Source organism: Candidatus Binatia bacterium, assembly GCA_036382395.1.
Taxonomy (GTDB): Bacteria; Desulfobacterota; Binatia; order HRBIN30; family HRBIN30; genus JAGDMS01.
The window spans coordinates 1-17,102 of sequence record DASVHW010000030.1; the positions used below are offsets into that span (position 1 = coordinate 1).

Below are 17,102 nucleotides of genomic sequence, written 5' to 3' on the forward strand. Positions count from 1 at the left end.
CAACGCCAGGGCGACGAGGCTGTTGTCTACTGGATGCAGAAGCACCCCAAGAAGGGTGGCTAACTCACAGCTGAATGCTGACAGCTGACCGCAGTGCTGCCCGCAATTGGGACAGCACCGCCACGTCGCCAGACTTTGACCCACGTGGCAGAGGGTATAAGATCCCCGCCGGTCGTAAGCCGACCCGGGAGGGAGAAACGAATGCCAGGGAGACTGCAGGATCGCGTCGCCGTCATCACCGGCGGAGCCAATGGGATTGGGCGCGCCACCGTGCTGCGCTTTCTCGACGAGGGCGCATCGGTGATTGCCGCCGACCTCAACGAGACAACCGCGAAGGAAACGCTCGACCTGGCTGCCAAGGCGGGACACGCGAAACGCGTGCGGTTTCTGCGCACAGATGTGACGCAGGAGGCCGAGGTCGAAGCGGCCATCCAGCTGGCGGTCTCCGCCTTCGGACGTCTCGACTGCGTCTTCAATAACGCCGGCATCGGCGGCGCCTTCGGACCGATCACTCACATCACCGCTGAAGACTGGGATTACACCTTCGCGGTGCTGGTGCGGGGTGTCCTCTTCGGCATCAAGCACGCCGCGCGGGTTATGAAAGCGCAAGGGCAGGGCGGGTCGATCATCAACACGGCCTCGATTGCGGGCCTCAGCGGCGGAGAGGCGCCGCACGCCTACTCGGCCGCCAAGGCCGCGGTCATCAACCTGACGCGCGCCGTCTCCATCGAACTGGCGCCGGCGAAAATCCGGGTGAACGCCATCTGTCCGGGGGCCATCCTCACGCCGCTGCTACACCGCGGCAGCCCGGAAGCCCTCGAGCCCATCCTTGAAAAGGCGCAGCCGTGGCCCGAAGTCGGGCGGGGCGAGCACGTTGCCGGCGCCGCCCTCTTTCTCGCCAGCGAGGATGCGCGCTTTATCACCGGTGCCGCCCTGGTGGTCGATGGCGGCCTGACGGCGGCCGGGGCCAACTCGATGCGTCTGCTGAGCACCGCCGACACATTCACGATGGCCTTCGGCGTCGATCGCGGCAGCACCGGTCAAGATCCGACACTGACCATGGTGGAGTAGGGAGAGAGAGCACCGCAGTGAGAGCACGGAGCAGATTCCAGTCCGCAGCTGCCCGCGCGTGCGGACACGCACGTTGGGCCGGAACGTAGACGAAGAAACCAGCCCGACAGGAGGACATCATGAGTACCATCACCGGCGGCGAGCTGCTCGCGCGTTGCCTGGCCAACGAAGGCGTGAAGTTCGTGTTCGGATTGCCGTCCCCGGAGATCGACCCGCTGCTCGCCCAGCTCGCGGCGCACGACATCCGTTTGGTTCCCGTGCGGCACGAAGCGGCGGGTGTGCACATGGCGGAGGGGCTCTATAAGACGACAGGGCAGGTGGCGGTGGTGCTCGGCAACCCCGGCCCCGGCTCCGCCAATCTCCTGCCCGGAGTGATCACGGCACGCCACGAGGGCGTTCCCGTCCTGGCGATCACGTCGCAGCACCGCCTCGGCATCGTTTACCCGTCGTCGCCGTCCACGTTCCAGGGGCAGGATCAGCTCGACGTGTTCAAGCCGACGGTCAAGTGGGGCGGCCCCATCCTGTCGTGGGAGCGCATCCCGGAAGTGGTGCGCATGGCCTTCCGCGAAATGTGGACCGGACGGCCCGGCCCGGTTCACATCGAGCTGCCGGCCCCCGTGCTGTACGCGATGGGTGACGAGCAGAGCGCGCCGGTCTTGCCGCCAGCGGCCTATCGTCCGCCTCGGCCACAGGCCTCCGATGCCCAGCTGCGACAGGCCGCCGAGCTGCTTGCCAACGCCAAGCGGCCGCTGGTGTTCTCGGGGGCCGGCGTCGACCGGGCGGAAGCAAACGCCGCGTTGCTGGAACTCGTCGCCTTGCTGAACTGCCCGGTAATGACCACGATGGCGGGGCGCTCGTCGGTCCCGCTCGACCATGCGAACTACATCTTCGGGTTTGGGCGCGGCGGCGATGTCGTCAAGCAGGAGGCCGATGTCATCCTGGTTGCGGGATCGAGGCTGGGCAACCTCGATATTCCGTACGACAAGTACTGGGGCGATCCGGCGCGGCAGCAGCTCATCCAGATCGACGTCGACCCGCGCCACATGGGCGTCACCCGGCCGCTGACGCTCGGCATCGTTGCCGACGTCAAGAACGCGCTCGAGGGGCTGGTGCAGGCGCTGCGGGCGGCGAAGGTCCGCCCCCGCGACGGCAAGGACCTGGCACGCTACCGCCAGGGGGCTCAGGCATGGTGGGACGAGCAGTTGGCTCCGGCGAAGAGCTGGACGGGCCCGGGGATACACCCGGCACACGCGCTGCAGGCGGTCGGCGCGGTGTTCGGCAGGGACGCGGTCTACGTCGCCGACGGCGGCAACACCTCGCTGTGGGCAAATATGTGTTTGCCCCCGACGCAGCCGCGGTCGTACCACAACATCCTCGAACTTGGCATGCTCGGCACCGGCATTCCCTCCGCCATCGGGGCGAAGCTGGGCGCACCGGGGCGCGAGGTCGTGTGCGTCACGGGCGACGGCGCGGCCGGCTTCAACTTCATGGAGATGCAGTCCGCCGCGCGCGATGCCGTGAAGATCACCACGGTCGTCTTCGCGGAAGGCTCGTGGACGATGGAGGAGCCGAACGAACGCATGCTGTACGGTCGGACGTTCGGCACGGAGCAGGGCACCGTGCGCTGGGACCGCGTCGCCGAGGGACTCGGCTGCCACGGCGAGTACGCCGAGCGGATGGAAGAGGTCGAGCCCGCCCTGCGGCGCGCCAAGGCGGCGAAGGGGCCGGCAGTGGTGTGCCTGCGGACGGACCGCGAGGCCAACCTGGCGATTCCGCAAGAGCTGCTGCTGCGATTCGTGGAGGTGTATCAGGGGCCGATGGGCTGATGTGGTGGCGCTTGAGGGTATGGCGGTCGATGCATTTGCGTCACGTCTCGGCCACCTCAAGCCCTGGCATAGGGCAAATGGCGTATTGCTGATGGGTTCCCGCTGTCCGCGTTTCCGCCTTGTGCTTTAGGTTCAAGTCAGTTAAACATAGCCTCAGTCTCAACGGGGAGAAACAGCAGTTCTTTTGAAGCCGCGGGGGGTACATCGCTCTTCGGCTTTCTCGTTCGCAATCACCATCGCGTTCCGGAATCAGCAGCTTCCCAGCGACGAATACCTAGGAAAGGAGGGAAGCGCATGACTCAGGGAACAGTGAAGTGGTTCAATGCTGAGAAGGGGTTTGGCTTCATCAGCCGCGAGGACGGTGACGACGTGTTCGTTCACCACAGCGCGATTGTCGGTGAAGGCTACCGCAGTCTCGACGAAGGCCAGCAGGTCAGTTTCGACGTGACCCAAGGCAAAAAGGGACCGCAAGCGTCCAACGTTACCAAGCTGTAACGCATCCCCGCGGGGGCCCAGCGCGGGCCTCCGCGGTTTTTCACCCGTTGGCGATTGTATACTCCGGTTGTCGCACTGTCTTGCGGCGCCAGCAGCACGTCGCACCAACATCAGTTGCTCAGGAGAACGTGGAGATGAGTGGCCATGGCTTTTTTGAACCGGACGTCCTGCTCACGGAGCAGTTCAGCGCGGCACGGCGCCGCCGAGCGGCGATCTCGAGCGAGAAGCGTTTGATGCTGGCCGTGTTGGAGAATGCGCTCGATTACTACCAGAAGTACATTCTCGCCTCCGACCGCGCCGGCCGCGAGCTGTTCGAGGAAGCCCAGGAGTGGATCGAGTCCACGAGCAACGACGACGTGTTTTCGTTCGAGAACATCGGCGAGACGCTCGACATCAACCCCGGGTACCTCCGCCGCGGTCTCGCCGCGTGGGGCCAGCGCCGGCTGGAGGCGCATTGCCGCACCGTTGAGATAGCCGCAGCCGAGGCACCGCAACCGGTTCAGGCCGCGAGCTAAAGACTCCCGCGACGCGGCGCAGTGAGAGGCGGGCGAACTCAACTACGTGTCAAAACCAGAGCGATATAGCTCGCATGTTTTTCCAGGTAGCGGTGGGCGCGCGCCGATACGGCAAAGTCTTCCCAATCGTGGTCGCTGAGCGAGCGTAGCATCGGATTCTGCCCCAAAAGCAGGCGCCGCCCCCAGGGCCGGCGTGCCAGCCCCGCCACTAACTCGAACACCGTACCCAGCGGCGCGGTGACATGCGCCGACCAGTCGTGACAGGCTTCGACGTGGAAGCCGTTGGCGACCGCATTCGACTGGTACTGGCGGGCCGAGTCGAAATACTCCCATTGCCAAGTCTGGCGGACCACCTGAATCTTCGGATCATTCCACACCGGCGAATCCTTGTCCGCCTTCGACATGAAGTCCACGATCACCACGCGGCCTCCGGGCGGCGTAATTCGCGCCAGTTGACTGAGAAAACGGTTGCGGTCGGGGAAATGAAATGCGGCTTCGAGGCAGAGGACGCGATCGAAAGATTCATCCGGGAAGCGAAGATTCATCGCGTCGCCTTCGAGGTAGGTGAGATTACGGGTGTTGCCGTACAGTGTCTGCGCCGCGGCGACGTTCTGCGGCAGCAGGTCGAGGGCGGTGATGTCAGCCTGCGGAAACGCCTGCGCCATGAAGAACGAACTCATCCCCCTGCCGCTGCCGACGTCCAACACGCGGCTGCCGCGAGTGAGCCGTAGGAGCGCCACCGATTTTGTGACCAGCCTGAACTGCGCGCCCGGTAGGCGGAAGAACGGCGCGAACAAGAACGGCGTGACCACGAAGTTCAGGACGGTTAGCGGCGGCCCGAAACGATAGTAGCCGAGGTTGAGCAGGGGACCCCAACCGAAGGCTTGCAACACACGGAAAGTGATGCTCGAGGCGTCGTAGGCTGCCCTGATGTTCGGGGCGATCGACGGCGCGGCGGCGACGACGCGAGCTTGGTGAGCCGGCTCTGCGCCGGCGGCAACTCGGATCGGGGTGTTCTGCGTCATGCCAGCCGCGTGACCTCTTATCTGCCATCCCGTACGGGATCAACTGCCCGCGTGCATGATGCCGATCACCTTACCACTGGAATCGTAGGCTGACGCGGGCACCGTTGGGTGTCACCGTAGACCAATTTGCGCTGGAGTTGCAAAGTGCGCCGCCATGAGTCAGTGGAATCGAACCATGGGCCGTGCCATTTCGAAAACAGTGTGGAAGGTAGGGCTCACCGCCGGTGTGCTCTTGGTCGCAGTCGTCGCGGCGTGGATGTGGCGCTTTGCGGTGGTCGAACGGGTGCTCACCCTTCTCCGCCAGGACACCCAGATTCAAAACTTCCGCCGCATGCACGAGGTCTTCCCCAGCCGCATCATTCCAAGGTCCGTGGCACCGCTTCACTTCGAGCGGAATGTGGAGGATCTCGACGTCACCTACCAGTATCGCGGCAAGGTGAGCCGCCTGGACGAGTTCCTCCAACGCACCACCACCTTGGGACTGCTGGTGCTGAAGGATGACCGCATCGTCTACGAGCGCTACTTCTTCGGCGCAACCGAAGACTCCCACTTCACCTCATGGTCGGTGGCGAAGTCGTTCGTGTCCGCCCTGGTAGGCATCGCCATCGACGAGCGGCTGATTGCCGGCGTCGATCAGCCGATCACCCGGTACGTTCCGGAACTCGAACATTCCGGGTACAAGCAGGCCAGCATAAAGGATGTCCTGCAGATGTCGTCCGGCGTGGATTTCAACGAGGACTACGGCAACGCCCTTTCGGACATCAGTCGCATGTACCTCATGAGCTTCCTTTTCGGCTCGCGGATCAACGCCTATCCGGCCGCTGTCGGCTCCAAGCGCGCTCCCGGAGAAGCGTTTGACTACGTCAGCGTGAATACGCAGGCGCTGGGCATGCTGCTCTCGCACGCCACGGGAAAATCATTGGCCACGTATATCGAAGAGAAACTCTGGTCGCCGCTGGGCATGGAGGGGGACGCCTACTGGATCACCGACCGCACCGGCGCCGATGCGACGGAGTATGCCTTCTGCTGCCTGAACGTGACCCTGCGGGACTACGCCAAGTTCGGCCGGCTGTTCCTTCGCGGCGGTGACTGGAACGGCACGCAGATCGTGTCGCAGAGCTGGGTGCGCCGGTCGGTGGTGCCCGACAAGGCCTATCTGCGGCTCACCGGTGCGGACCGGCCCGAGTGGGCGGGCCCCGACTGGGACATCGGATACCAGTACCAATGGTGGGTGCCGGCGGGTGACGACGGGGAGTTCGCCGGGATCGGGGTGTGGGGACAATACCTGTACGTGAACCCGCGAGCCAATGTCGTCATCGTCAAGGCCAGCGTCGATCCGGATTTCGATCGCGACATGGAAACCATCGCGGCATTCCGTGCCATCACCGCCGGACTGGAGGCTCGGAGACGCTAGCGCGTCGCGAGAGGACACGCAGACTATGCCCATGCCGACAGGAATCCGAGTCATCGACCTCATGCTGGCCATCCCGACGGATGACGCTGGCAAGTGGTACGAGTTCATGAAGCCGCTGCTGCGCGACGCCGAGAGCCGCCAGCAGTTCAAGATGCCGGCCGAGTACATGTTTCGGAACATTCCGGGCTTTCAGCCCGGGGCTGATTTCCTGAGCCTCGTCGTTGCCGAGATGGACAAGTACGGTATCGAGCGCGCGATGATCGGCGTCAGCCCCGAGAACGAGTCGGCGATTCGGGCGCTGCAGGCGTACCCGGAGCGCTTCTTCGCCAGCTACGAGTGCAACCCGAACGAGGGCATGGACGAGGTGCGCAAGATAATGGCGCTGTACCAGCGCTTCGGGCTGAAGGCCGTCACCGCGTTCCCGTGCGGCCTCTGCCCGCAGGTTCCGATCAACGACAAGAAGTTCTACCCGATCTACGCCAAGTGCGTGGAGCTCGACATCCCGATTTGCGTCTGCGCCGGCGTGCCGGGTCCGCGCTTGCCGATGGCGCCGCAGCGCGTCGAGCTGATCGACGAGGTGTGCTGGTTCTTCCCGGAGCTGAAGTTCGTGATCCGCCACGGTGCCGAGCCGTGGACCGAACTCGCCGTGAAGCTGATGCTCAAGTGGCCGAATCTCCACTACATGACCAGCGCCTTCGCGCCCAAGTATTACCCCAAGGACATCGTCGACTTCGCCAACACGCGCGGCGCCGACAAGATCATGTACGCGGGCTACTTTCCGATGGGCCTCTCACTCGAGCGCATCTTCACCGACATGCCGCACGTACCTTTCCGCGACCACGTGTGGCCGAAGTTCCTGCGCGAGAACGCGCTGCGCGTGTTCCAACTGTAGCCTGCCTTGAAGCGCGAGAGCTTCAGGAGCGCGTTCGGTTTATGGATTCTACTCTGCTGATGTGCGAATCTACGCCGGGCGGTTCGCGTGTCGACGCCGGCGCTCAGGTGGCCGGTGCGTCTGAGCCGGCATCGCCGCGAGAGCACAACGTCAGGAGTGAGAAATGGCAGATTTCACCTACCAGGATATGCTCCCCCATACGGCGGACGACACTCGGTATCGGTTGCTGACCAAGGCGCACGTATCCACGGCCCGGCTCGACGGTGACGAGGTGCTCAAGCTCGATCCCGAAGGACTCACCCTGCTCGCGCGCGAGGCCATGCGGGACGCATCGTTCCTGTTGCGAACCGCGCATCTGCGGCAGCTCGCAGCCATTCTCGACGACCCGGCGGCGAGCGATAACGACCGCGGCGTGGCCTTGGCTCTGCTGAGGAACGCCGAGGTGGCTGCGCACGGCGTGCTGCCGCTGTGCCAGGACACGGGCACGGCAACGGTCGTCGGCAAGAAAGGCGGCCGGGTGTGGACCGGTGCTCGGGATGAAGCGTTCCTGGCGCGCGGCATCCGCGACACCTATCTGCAAGAGAACCTGCGCTATTCCCAGACCCTGGCGCTCACCATGTACGAGGAGAAAAACTCCGGCAACAACCTGCCGGCACAGATCGACCTCTACGCCACCGACGGGATGGAGTACACGTTCCTCTTCGTTGCCAAGGGCGGCGGCTCGGCCAACAAGACGTACCTCTTCCAGGAGACGAAAGCCCTGCTGACACCGGATCGGCTGGAAAGCTTCCTGACGGCAAAAATGAAGACCCTCGGTACCGCCGCGTGCCCGCCGTATCACATGGCCTTCGTCATCGGCGGCACGTCGGCTGAGATGTGTCTCAAGACGGTGAAGCTGGCCAGCACCGGGTATCTGGACGGCCTGCCGACGCAGGGCAGTGAAAGCGGTCAGGCTTTTCGCGACATCGAACTGGAGGGTCGGCTCTACGAGGCGGCCCGACAGAGTGGATTCGGTGCGCAGTTCGGAGGGAAGTACTTCGCGCTCGATGTGCGGGTTGTTCGTCTGCCGCGGCACGGAGCGTCCTGCCCGATCGGGATGGGCGTGTCGTGCTCAGCGCATCGCAACGTGAAGGCGAAGATCAACCGCGACGGCATCTGGGTCGAAGAGCTGGAGCGTAATCCTGGCCGGTTCATCCCGGCGACGTATCGCGGCAAGCACGAGCACGGCGTCGTGAAGCTCAATCTCAACAGGCCCATGGCGGAGATTTGCGCCGAGCTGGCGAAGTATCCCATCAAGACGCAGCTCTCCCTCACGGGCACCATCATCGTCGCCCGCGACATCGCCCATGCGAAGATCAAGGAGCGGCTTGATCGAGGAGAGGACGTGCCGCAGTACGTCAAGGACCACCCCATCTATTACGCCGGACCGGCCAAGACGCCGAAAGGGATGCCATCAGGCGCATTCGGCCCCACCACTGCCGGGAGAATGGATTCCTACGTGGATCTGTTCCAATCCAAGGGCGGTTCCCTGGTCATGATCGCCAAGGGGAACCGCAGTCCCCAGGTGACCGAGGCCTGCAAGAAGCACGGGGGCTTCTACCTCGGCTCCATCGGCGGTGCGGCGGCCATCCTCGCGCAGGACAATATCAAGAAGGTGGAACTGATCGAGTACCCTGAACTGGGAATGGAAGCGATCTACAAGATCGAGGTCGAGGACTTCCCCGCCTTCATCCTGGTGGACGACAAAGGCAACGACTTCTTCGCGCAATTGACGTGAGGCGGCCCGGTCGGCGTGACTGCGGTGGAGAAAGTAACTTGAAGCGGCAAATGGCAATCAAACGAATTCTGGTGCCAATAGATTTCTCCCCAGACTCAACCAACGCCCTTGCCTATGCCCGTGACCTCGCTAAGCAGTTTGACGCTGAGCTGCTGCTTCTCCACGTCATCGAGCCAATTCATTTCATCACAGAGTCCGACGTGTACGCTCACCAGCGCCATTTGAGCGCTACACAGATGGAGAGCATCGGCCTGGACCTTCGGGAAGAGGGACGGCGCTTCCGCACCATGGTCAAAGGCGGCATACCATCGTCGGTCATTGTTGACACTGCCAAGAGCGCGAAGGCCGATCTCATTGTCATCGGTACGCACGGACGCACAGGCTTGGCGCACATGTGGATCGGCAGCGTGGCAGAGAAGGTGGTGCGTGCTGCGAGTTGCCCTGTGCTGACGGTACGGCGCGCTGGTGGGAAAAAGACGAAGCCCAAGGCGACACGGCGCCGGCGCCGTCCCTAGAGGTTATCACTTCGTCACGGGATCATCGTCCCAATGTGCTGGACGAGTACCACCGCTTGACACGAGTACTGAGCGCGCTGTACAGCTTGACCGGGAGCACAGAATACTTAGTTGGTGTACGTGATGACCGCTGCGAGAAGCAGCGGGAGCATCACTGTCGGTTGCCGTGCAGGACGCCGGGGAGCTCGGGCAGCTGCGATCAGCGAGCTTTGCCTGAAGAGTCGGCGGGAGGTCGAGGCATGAGTGAAGCCATTCGCGTTCATAAGTCCAGCGTCATGTTCGCGATGACGATGATACGACCCATGTTGAAGAAGCGCGGCTGCAATGTGGCCGCCTACAGCGATGAGCAGCTTGCCGATGCGCTCCTGGACGCGTACGCTCATCTGCCCACGCACTGGCTCAGCCCGGAGCACGTATCGAGAGCTGTCCAGCGGCTGTCGGCACCTGCCAGTGTGCCATTGGCTGAGCCATTAGCAGCAGGGGTATTTAGCTGGAAGCTCAAGCTCAAGGCGGGCGCTTCGACGTAGGTGTCAAGCAGGTACGGTCCTGTCGCGCCGGCAGGAGACTTCAGCCCAGGGAGGCTGACTGTAACTGAGGTGCACGTTGGGTTGCTACGTTGCTAGGGCACTTGGTGCTTGGAACGTGCTGCATATGAATCAAGTTTCATTCGAAGCCGCCCCTAGCGACCCAACACGTCCGCCGGAAGCCTCTGGAGTGCGGGCGGGGAGCGGCCCCGCCGAAAAGACGCTGGGCGCAGCCCGCTAGGGTGTTACGCTACCAGGTGAGGAGACCGGTTCACCCAGCGCCCCTACCAACGCGGCCCAAGAACGGCTAGAGAACAGTGGATCATGCGACGCGATATCGTACACGTGGGTGCGGGCAATCTGACTTACGAGATCCGCGAGATCGTGGCCATCGGCCGACAGCTGCGCGACCTCGGGGTCGAGATGACCTGGGAGAACATTGGCGACCCTATCCAGAAGGGCGAAACGCCGCCCGGTTGGATCCGCCAGGTCGTTCACGAGCTGATCGACGAGCCGAGCTCGTGGGGCTACTGCGACACCGAAGGGGTGCTCGCCACGCGCGAGTTCCTGGCGGCCAAGGTCAATGATCGGCCCGGCGGCGTGCAGATCTCGTCCGCCGACATCCTCTTCTTCAACGGACTCGGCGACGCCGTCTCCAAGGTCTACGGGCAGCTGCGCCGCGAGGCGCGCGTGCTCGGCCCGTCGCCGGCCTACAGCACGCACAGCTCGGCGGAGTCGGCCAGCAGCGGCTACAAGCACCTCACGTACAATCTCGACCCCTACAACGGCTGGATGCCGGACGTCGACGATATCCGCATGAAGGTGAAGTACAACGACGCGATTGCGGGCATCCTGCTGCTCACCCCCGACAACCCGACCGGGGCGGTGTACCCGCGCGCGCTGCTCGAGGAGATCGCCGAGATCGCCCGCCAGTACGACTGCTTCATCATCACCGACGAGATTTACGCCCACATCGTCTACGGCGGCGGGCGCCTGCACGCCAGCGAATGGGTTGGCGATGTGCCGGCCATCGCCATGCGCGGCATCAGCAAGGAGTATCCCTGGCCGGGCTCACGCTGCGGCTGGATCGAAGTGCTCAACCGCGGCCGCGATGAGAACTTTTCACGCTACTGCGCCAGCCTGCTGGCCGCCAAGCGGCTGGAAGTCTCCAGCACGACGCTGCCGCAGATGTCGATCCCGCGCGTGATGGGCGACCCACGCTATGCCGGCCACCTGCGCCGCCGCGAATCGCTGTTCGATCGACGCGCCGATGAGGCGGTCGCCGCGTTTGCGGGCTGCGACAGCATCGTGGCCAACAAGCCGGGGGGCGCGTTCTACTTCACCGTGATGTTCAAGGACGGCGTCCTCACCGGCCGCCAGACCTTGCCGATCGAGAACCGCGTGGTGCGCGAGCGCATCGAACAGATGGTGCAGGGTGTCGCCCCCGACAAGCGCTTCGTCTACTACCTGATGGGCGCCACCGGCATCGTGGTCGTGCCGCTCACCGGCTTTCAGAGCGAGCACCACGGATTCCGCATCACGCTGCTCGAGTCCGACGATGCCAAGCGCGCGTGGATCCTGCGCACGCTACGCCAGTCGATTGATACCTACGTGGCGGCGTAGGTCGCAGCGATCAAGGCCCGGGTGCACGGGTTCTGAAAGCGCGGGCCGGCCTGGTTCATCGTGTAGGCGAAGGCCAGCCGCGCATCCGGGTCGGCGAATCCGAGCGAGCCGCCGGCACCGAAGTGGCCGAAGCTTCGGGGATTCGGTCCCAGCAGGCTCGCCGGCTGCGTGAGCTGGAAGCCCAGCCCGAAACGTGAGGGGCGACGCAGGACGACGTCCAAACCCGAGGACGCCTCTGCGACGGCGTGCGCGATCGTCTCTGCCCGCAGGAGCCGAATTCCGTCGACGGCTTCCCCACAGGCCAGCGCACTGTAAATCCGCGCCACGGCGCGCGCGTTGGCGTGGCCGTTGGTCGAGGGCATCTCAGCCGCCCGCCAGGCTCTGGTGTTGACGGTGCCGGGACCCGACAGCCCCGGCGGATTCATGTAGACACAACCCAACAAGAAGCGTCGCTCGTCGTCGTCATCGTCCGCAACGATCTGCGGCGGCGTAGCGGCGAAGAGATAGTCGGCGATCCGGTCGTCGTGCTCGGGACCGATGCCGAAATGAAAATCCGCAGCGAGTGGAGCGGCGATCTCGCGCCGAAAGAACGCGCCGATACTGTCCCCGCTTACGCGCCGCACGACTTCGCCGATGAGAAATCCGAAGGTGTTGACGTGATAGCCGTGCTGCCGCCCGGGCTCCCACCAGGGCTCTTCCTGCGCCAGTGCGGAGGTCATGAGCTCCCAGTCGTACATGGCAAGGTCCGGAAGTGGCCGGCGGATCGCCGGCAACCCGGCGCGATGACAGAGAAGCATGCGCACGGTGACATCGCGCTTCCCACGGGCCGCGAACTCGGGCCAGTAGCGCGCCACGGGCGCGTCGAGGTCGACCTGCCCGCGCTCCACCAGGATGAGGAGGGAGAGAGCCGCCATCCCCTTGCCGACTGAGAAAACGTTCACCAGGGTGTCGCGCTGCCACGCGCGCGTGCGCTCCCGGTCCACCCACCCGGCCCATAGATCGACGACCAGTCTGCCTTCGACCGTGATGGCGACCGCGGCCCCCACCTCGCCGTGGGCGCGAAAATTCTGCGCCAGCGCGTTCCGCACCCCGGCAAAGCGCGCATCGCAGGAGCCACAGATCTCCGGGACGTCGGTCACGGGCGCGATCGTAGCCCAGGTTTCTCGCCACCGCGAGCGCAAGACGGTTGGTGGCCAGGACCGTTGGGTGGAGAGCAGAGCTGGCCGTAGGCTTCGATAGCCGCCTGCGCCGCGAGGCATGCGAAATAAATCTTGACGACACCATGCCGAGTGTGCCACGGACATCACGCAGGCGATGGAAATTGTTTCCTTCCCCAGTCTAAGGAGTGTCGTGATGCCTGATTATGATGCCATCGTTGTGGGAGCCGGACACAACGGCCTGACGGCAGGGATGATGCTGGCCAAGGCTGGGTTGAAGGTCCTCATTGTGGAACGGACCGGCTGGGTCGGCGGCATGGCGGCCACCAAGGAGCTGTTCAAGGGTTTCAAGCACAACGTCGGTGCCTGGGCCCTGCTGGTCTTGCCCGATGAGATGCACGACATCCTCGATTTCGACAAGCACGGGGTCGAGATCATCACCCCGCGGACCTCCTACTGCGTGTTCGGCGCGCCCGAGGATACGCCCTTCGTTGCCTACGCCGACCCGAACGAGATGATCCAACACCTCATGACCGATCACGGCCCGGACGCACTGCAAGGGCTCATGGGATTGTTCGAGTACTTGCAGGTGTTCGGCAACGTCATGGCCGCTGAGCGCGCCAAGGTGCCCGACTCCATCGACACCATCATTGCCGCAGCCCCCGACGCACGGACCCGCGAGATATTGATCACGTGCTTCTACGGCAGCGCCATGGACGTGATCCGCAAGTTCTTGCCCGACCCGAACCGGCACCGCTGCATCGGCGGCTCGCTTGCCGCCATGACCATCGACGGCACCCACAAGGGCCCGTACAGCCCGGGCACGGCCTGCTCCATGGCCTATCACTACACCGTGAGCGGCGGTGCCAACTTGTTCAAAATGCCCAAAGGAGGCATCGGCACCGTGTCGGAGGCGATCCTGAAATCGTTCGAAGAGCACGGTGGCACGGTGCAGTACCGGGCCGACGTGCAGCGGCTGCTGGTAGAGAAGGGCAGGGTGGTCGGCGTACAGCTGCGGAGCGGCGAAACCATTTCGTCGAAAGTCGTGCTCTCGAGCGCCGATGCCCGCTCCACGTTCATCAAGCTGGTCGGCGAGGAACAGCTGCCTACGGAGTTTGTGCAGGCGGTGAAAGAAATCGAGTACACCAACGGCTACATCCAGCTGCACCTGACGCTCAAGGAACTCCCGGAATTCACCGGGCATCTCGCTTTTGCCAACGAAAACAACATTCGCTGGCTCACCAGCTACATTCCGTCGCCCGAGCATCTGTCGCGCTGCTGGGAGCAGTACCGGCGCAACCAGGTGCCGGACGATCCCGTCAGCTACTGCTACATCCCGAGCGTGATGGATCCCAGCCTCGCACCGTCCGGTTACCACACGTGCACGATGTTCTCCCATTACTTCCCCGCCGAGCTGGCGCCGGCGCAGCACGATGAGATGAAGAAGGTGATGGCCGACCGGGTGATCGGGCAGATTGCCAAGTACGCGCCGAACTTCCGGGACGCCATCATGGATCAGGCCATCCTCACCCACGAATACTTCGGGTCGAAGTTCGCGATCACTGCCGGTGATTTCTCGCACGGGCTGATCCACGCCGGCCAGATGTGGCACCGGCGACCGGTTGTGGGATGGGCCAACTACCGTACCCCAATCGCCGACCTCTACATGTGTGGCTCCGCATGCCATCCGGGTCCCGGAATCACGGCCCTGCCCGGCTACAATAGTGCGCGGGAAGTGCTGAAGACGTGGCAAGGGTGAGCGATTGCGCTCTCGCTGCGCACGGTAGCGCATGCGCGACGGCATCGTTCTGACGGCCGGCTTACTCCGGGAGTCGTGCCGGTTGGCCGCGGAGCGGTGGTGGGGCAGGGGCAATGCTCCGCGCGCCGCGGCCGAGGTGAAACCGGAGTGGCTGACGCATGCCCTGCAAGCCGATTTTCCGGGAGTGCGCGTGCGCGGGCTCGATGCGATCGACCAGCACGCCGGCACCACCGACCGTGCGCGCCTGCGGGTGACCTATGACGATGCGGGCACGGGGGTTCCGCCACCGCCGTCGGTGTTCGTCAAAGCCGCCCCGCCGGATTTCAAGACCCGGCTGTTCCTCAACGTCATGGGCATCGGCTCGAGTGAGGTGCGTTTCTACCGGGAGATCGCCCCGGACCTTCCCATCGAGCGGCCGCGTGTGTTCCACGCCTGCATCACCGGGCCGGCACAGCGCTTCGTCCTCGTGCTCGAGGACTTGGCGGCGCGGGGGGCCCACTTCGCTGACGTCACGACCCACGTGAGCGTCGAGCGGGCGCAGTCCGTTGTCCGTGAGCTGGCTCGCCTGCACGCGCGCTTCTGGAACAGCCCGCGCTTGCGCGGCGACCTGGCGTGGCTGCGGGCGCCCGACCGCCGCCCACACGCGGCCGCGGAACGGTGCGTGTGTGCGTTGGCGGCGGCCCCTGCGCTGCGGCGGTTTACCGATGTGGTACCGCCCGAGCTACGTGCCGCGGGCCCACGGATCATGGCCGCGCGCGACCGGTTTGAAGCCGTGTGGGCGCGCGGCCCGCTCACGGTGGTTCACGGCGACGCCCACATCGGCAATATGTATTTCCTGCCCGAGACGGTTGGTCTGCTCGATTGGCAGGTGGTGCAATGCTGCCAGGGCATGCGCGACGTGACCTACTTCCTGATCGGCTCTGTTTCCAGCGAGCTGCGCCGCGCGCATCAGCGCGATTTGATCGGCGACTACCTCTCGACGCTTCGCGATCATGGGGTCGCGGCGCCGGATTTCGATGCAGCCTGGATGCAGTACCGCTTGCATGCGCCCTGGATCTGGATTGCCTCGGTGGTTACGGCCGCTTCGGCAACCCTGCAAGCGGAATCAATTGCTCGCGCCGCGCTCTCCCGCAGCAGTGCGGCCCTGCTGGAGTTGGATTCCCTCGGCGCCCTGGAAGCAGGTTGTTGAGGTGTGAGTCGCTGAGCACGCAAGGGCCTGTTCCGGTGGCCCGCACGGCCGGCACCTCGTCTCCGATTGCGCTGAATTCATCAAGTGCGCTACGATCCGCGCCGGCAGCGGGCAGGTGAACACGGCCAGCTTGCAGGTGAGTACAGCGCGTTGATGGGAGGTATGGAAGCCATGATGCTGAGACGAACTCTGTTGAATATGGCGCTGGTCTGTTTCCTGGTGGCGCCCGCATGGGCGGACGAGGCGCCGTCAGCCGACGGTCTGAAGCCGGGTGATGTGCTGGACCAATCGAACTGGCAAAAGGCGCAAGGGCTGCTACCGCCGGAGATCCTCAAGCACTACCAGGCGGGCGAATACGTGAATCGTATCGTCGACTGGCCGGTTGAGAAGTACAACTGGCCGCCGGATTTCGTTGAAGCCTCCAAGCGCAACGAGGGCCGTTTTGCCATAAATGAGCAGGGCTCGATCATCGAAAAGGCTACGGGTAAGCAACCGCCGTACATCATGGGCCACCCCTTTCCGACGATCGACCCCAAGGATCCGGCGGCCGCTACGAAGATCATGTGGAACTACTTCTACAAGAACTGGTATTTGGGTACGGCGCACAACGAATCACAGCTCCTGTGGATCGGCGCGCACGCGGTCGACCGGCGCGCCGATGTCGAGTCGGACTGGCAACCGTTCGATGGCGCTCCCGAGCGCGAGCTACCCTCCAATACGCAGGGCTTGGTCTACCGCAACCTGAGCATCGCGCGCAGCCCGACTGACCTGAACGGTATCGCTTCGCTGGTCTGGCGCTATAAGGATCCGGAAAAGCGCGACTCGACGTGGACGTACGTGCCCGCTCTACGGCGGGTGCGGGCGGTCAGCCCGGCAAACCGGTCGGACGGGTTCCTGGGCTCGGACATGTCGCAGGATGATACAAATTATTTCGACGGCAAGGTCGAGGACTTCACCTGGCGCCTGGTTGGAGAAGTCGATCAGTTGCGGTTCGTGGATCCCTTGAGCCTGAATGGCCAACACAACTTGACCTGGTTGCCCGCGGGCGGATGGAGCACGATGTGGCCGGATCTGAAGTTCCTGGGATATATGGACCCCGCCTGGAAGGGCGCGGCATGGGCGCCAATCGGCGCGGCGCTGGCGAAACGCCGACACTGGTTGGTCGAAGCGGTCCCCAAAGAGAAGTACTACCTGTTCGGCAAGCTGGAGTTCTACCTCGACAAGCTGACCTACCAGGGGGCCTGGCAACGCAAGTTCGGCTGGCAGGGCGAGTTGCTGGCCGACTTCCAGGTGGCGGCGTTCCTTCTGGCACCCAGTCAG

The 17,102-nt window shown here is 64.2% G+C and carries 15 protein-coding genes; 13 read left to right on the forward strand and 2 right to left on the reverse strand.

Annotated elements, in window-relative coordinates:
• Positions 1–201 precede the first annotated feature (201 nt).
• The 4 genes from VF515_01605 (at position 202) to VF515_01620 (ending at position 3,907) form a co-directional block, all read left to right on the forward strand.
• Entirely contained in the window at positions 202–1,071 is an 870-nt protein-coding gene (locus tag VF515_01605; GenBank protein ID HEX7406321.1) for an SDR family oxidoreductase, read from the forward strand.
• Positions 1,072–1,190: 119 nt separating this feature from the next.
• Positions 1,191–2,897: a thiamine pyrophosphate-binding protein gene (locus tag VF515_01610; protein ID HEX7406322.1), complete on the forward strand. Its 1,707-nt coding sequence runs from the start codon at positions 1,191–1,193 to the stop codon at positions 2,895–2,897.
• A 294-nt stretch (positions 2,898–3,191) separates the two neighbouring features.
• Positions 3,192–3,392, forward strand: coding sequence for a cold-shock protein (locus VF515_01615; protein ID HEX7406323.1), 201 nt, complete (start codon positions 3,192–3,194; stop codon positions 3,390–3,392).
• A 134-nt stretch (positions 3,393–3,526) separates the two neighbouring features.
• Positions 3,527–3,907 carry a hypothetical protein gene (locus VF515_01620; protein ID HEX7406324.1) on the forward strand — a complete coding sequence of 127 codons (381 nt, stop codon included), beginning with the start codon at positions 3,527–3,529 and terminating at the stop codon, positions 3,905–3,907.
• A gap of 38 nt (positions 3,908–3,945) precedes the next feature.
• On the opposite strand, the gene VF515_01625 is transcribed toward VF515_01620, so the two are convergent.
• Complete coding sequence (locus tag VF515_01625; protein HEX7406325.1) at positions 3,946–4,932, reverse strand: methyltransferase domain-containing protein; 987 nt, start codon at positions 4,930–4,932, stop codon at positions 3,946–3,948.
• A gap of 175 nt (positions 4,933–5,107) precedes the next feature.
• Between VF515_01625 and VF515_01630 the strand changes: the two genes are divergently transcribed.
• The 6 genes from VF515_01630 (at position 5,108) to VF515_01655 (ending at position 11,677) form a co-directional block, all read left to right on the forward strand.
• The gene (locus tag VF515_01630) at positions 5,108–6,346 is read left to right on the forward strand and encodes a serine hydrolase (GenBank protein HEX7406326.1); all 1,239 of its coding nucleotides are present in this window, start codon (positions 5,108–5,110) and stop codon (positions 6,344–6,346) included.
• Between the two features lie 25 nt (positions 6,347–6,371).
• Entirely contained in the window at positions 6,372–7,238 is an 867-nt protein-coding gene (locus VF515_01635) for an amidohydrolase family protein (protein ID HEX7406327.1), read from the forward strand.
• Between the two features lie 163 nt (positions 7,239–7,401).
• Positions 7,402–9,015: a fumarate hydratase gene (locus VF515_01640; protein HEX7406328.1), complete on the forward strand. Its 1,614-nt coding sequence runs from the start codon at positions 7,402–7,404 to the stop codon at positions 9,013–9,015.
• 50 nt (positions 9,016–9,065) lie between these two features.
• A complete protein-coding gene (locus tag VF515_01645) occupies positions 9,066–9,530 on the forward strand; it encodes a universal stress protein (GenBank protein HEX7406329.1) in 465 nt (154 codons plus the stop codon).
• Positions 9,531–9,769: 239 nt separating this feature from the next.
• On the forward strand, positions 9,770–10,057 hold the full coding sequence (locus tag VF515_01650) for a hypothetical protein (protein ID HEX7406330.1): 288 nt from the start codon (positions 9,770–9,772) through the stop codon (positions 10,055–10,057).
• 321 nt (positions 10,058–10,378) lie between these two features.
• Entirely contained in the window at positions 10,379–11,677 is a 1,299-nt protein-coding gene (locus VF515_01655) for a pyridoxal phosphate-dependent aminotransferase (GenBank protein ID HEX7406331.1), read from the forward strand.
• Here the strand turns inward: VF515_01655 and VF515_01660 are convergent.
• A complete protein-coding gene (locus tag VF515_01660) occupies positions 11,662–12,816 on the reverse strand; it encodes a serine hydrolase domain-containing protein (protein HEX7406332.1) in 1,155 nt (384 codons plus the stop codon). The two genes, VF515_01655 and VF515_01660, sit on opposite strands and share 16 nt — an antisense overlap.
• 214 nt (positions 12,817–13,030) lie before the next feature.
• Here VF515_01660 and VF515_01665 point away from each other — a divergent pair, with 214 nt between their 5' ends.
• The 3 genes from VF515_01665 to VF515_01675 form a co-directional block, all read left to right on the forward strand.
• The gene (locus tag VF515_01665; protein ID HEX7406333.1) at positions 13,031–14,593 is read left to right on the forward strand and encodes an NAD(P)/FAD-dependent oxidoreductase; all 1,563 of its coding nucleotides are present in this window, start codon (positions 13,031–13,033) and stop codon (positions 14,591–14,593) included.
• A gap of 31 nt (positions 14,594–14,624) precedes the next feature.
• Positions 14,625–15,782: a phosphotransferase gene (locus VF515_01670; GenBank protein ID HEX7406334.1), complete on the forward strand. Its 1,158-nt coding sequence runs from the start codon at positions 14,625–14,627 to the stop codon at positions 15,780–15,782.
• 171 nt (positions 15,783–15,953) lie between these two features.
• Positions 15,954–17,102 (forward strand): DUF1329 domain-containing protein (locus VF515_01675; protein HEX7406335.1); only part of this gene is annotated, 1,149 nt, incomplete at its 3' end.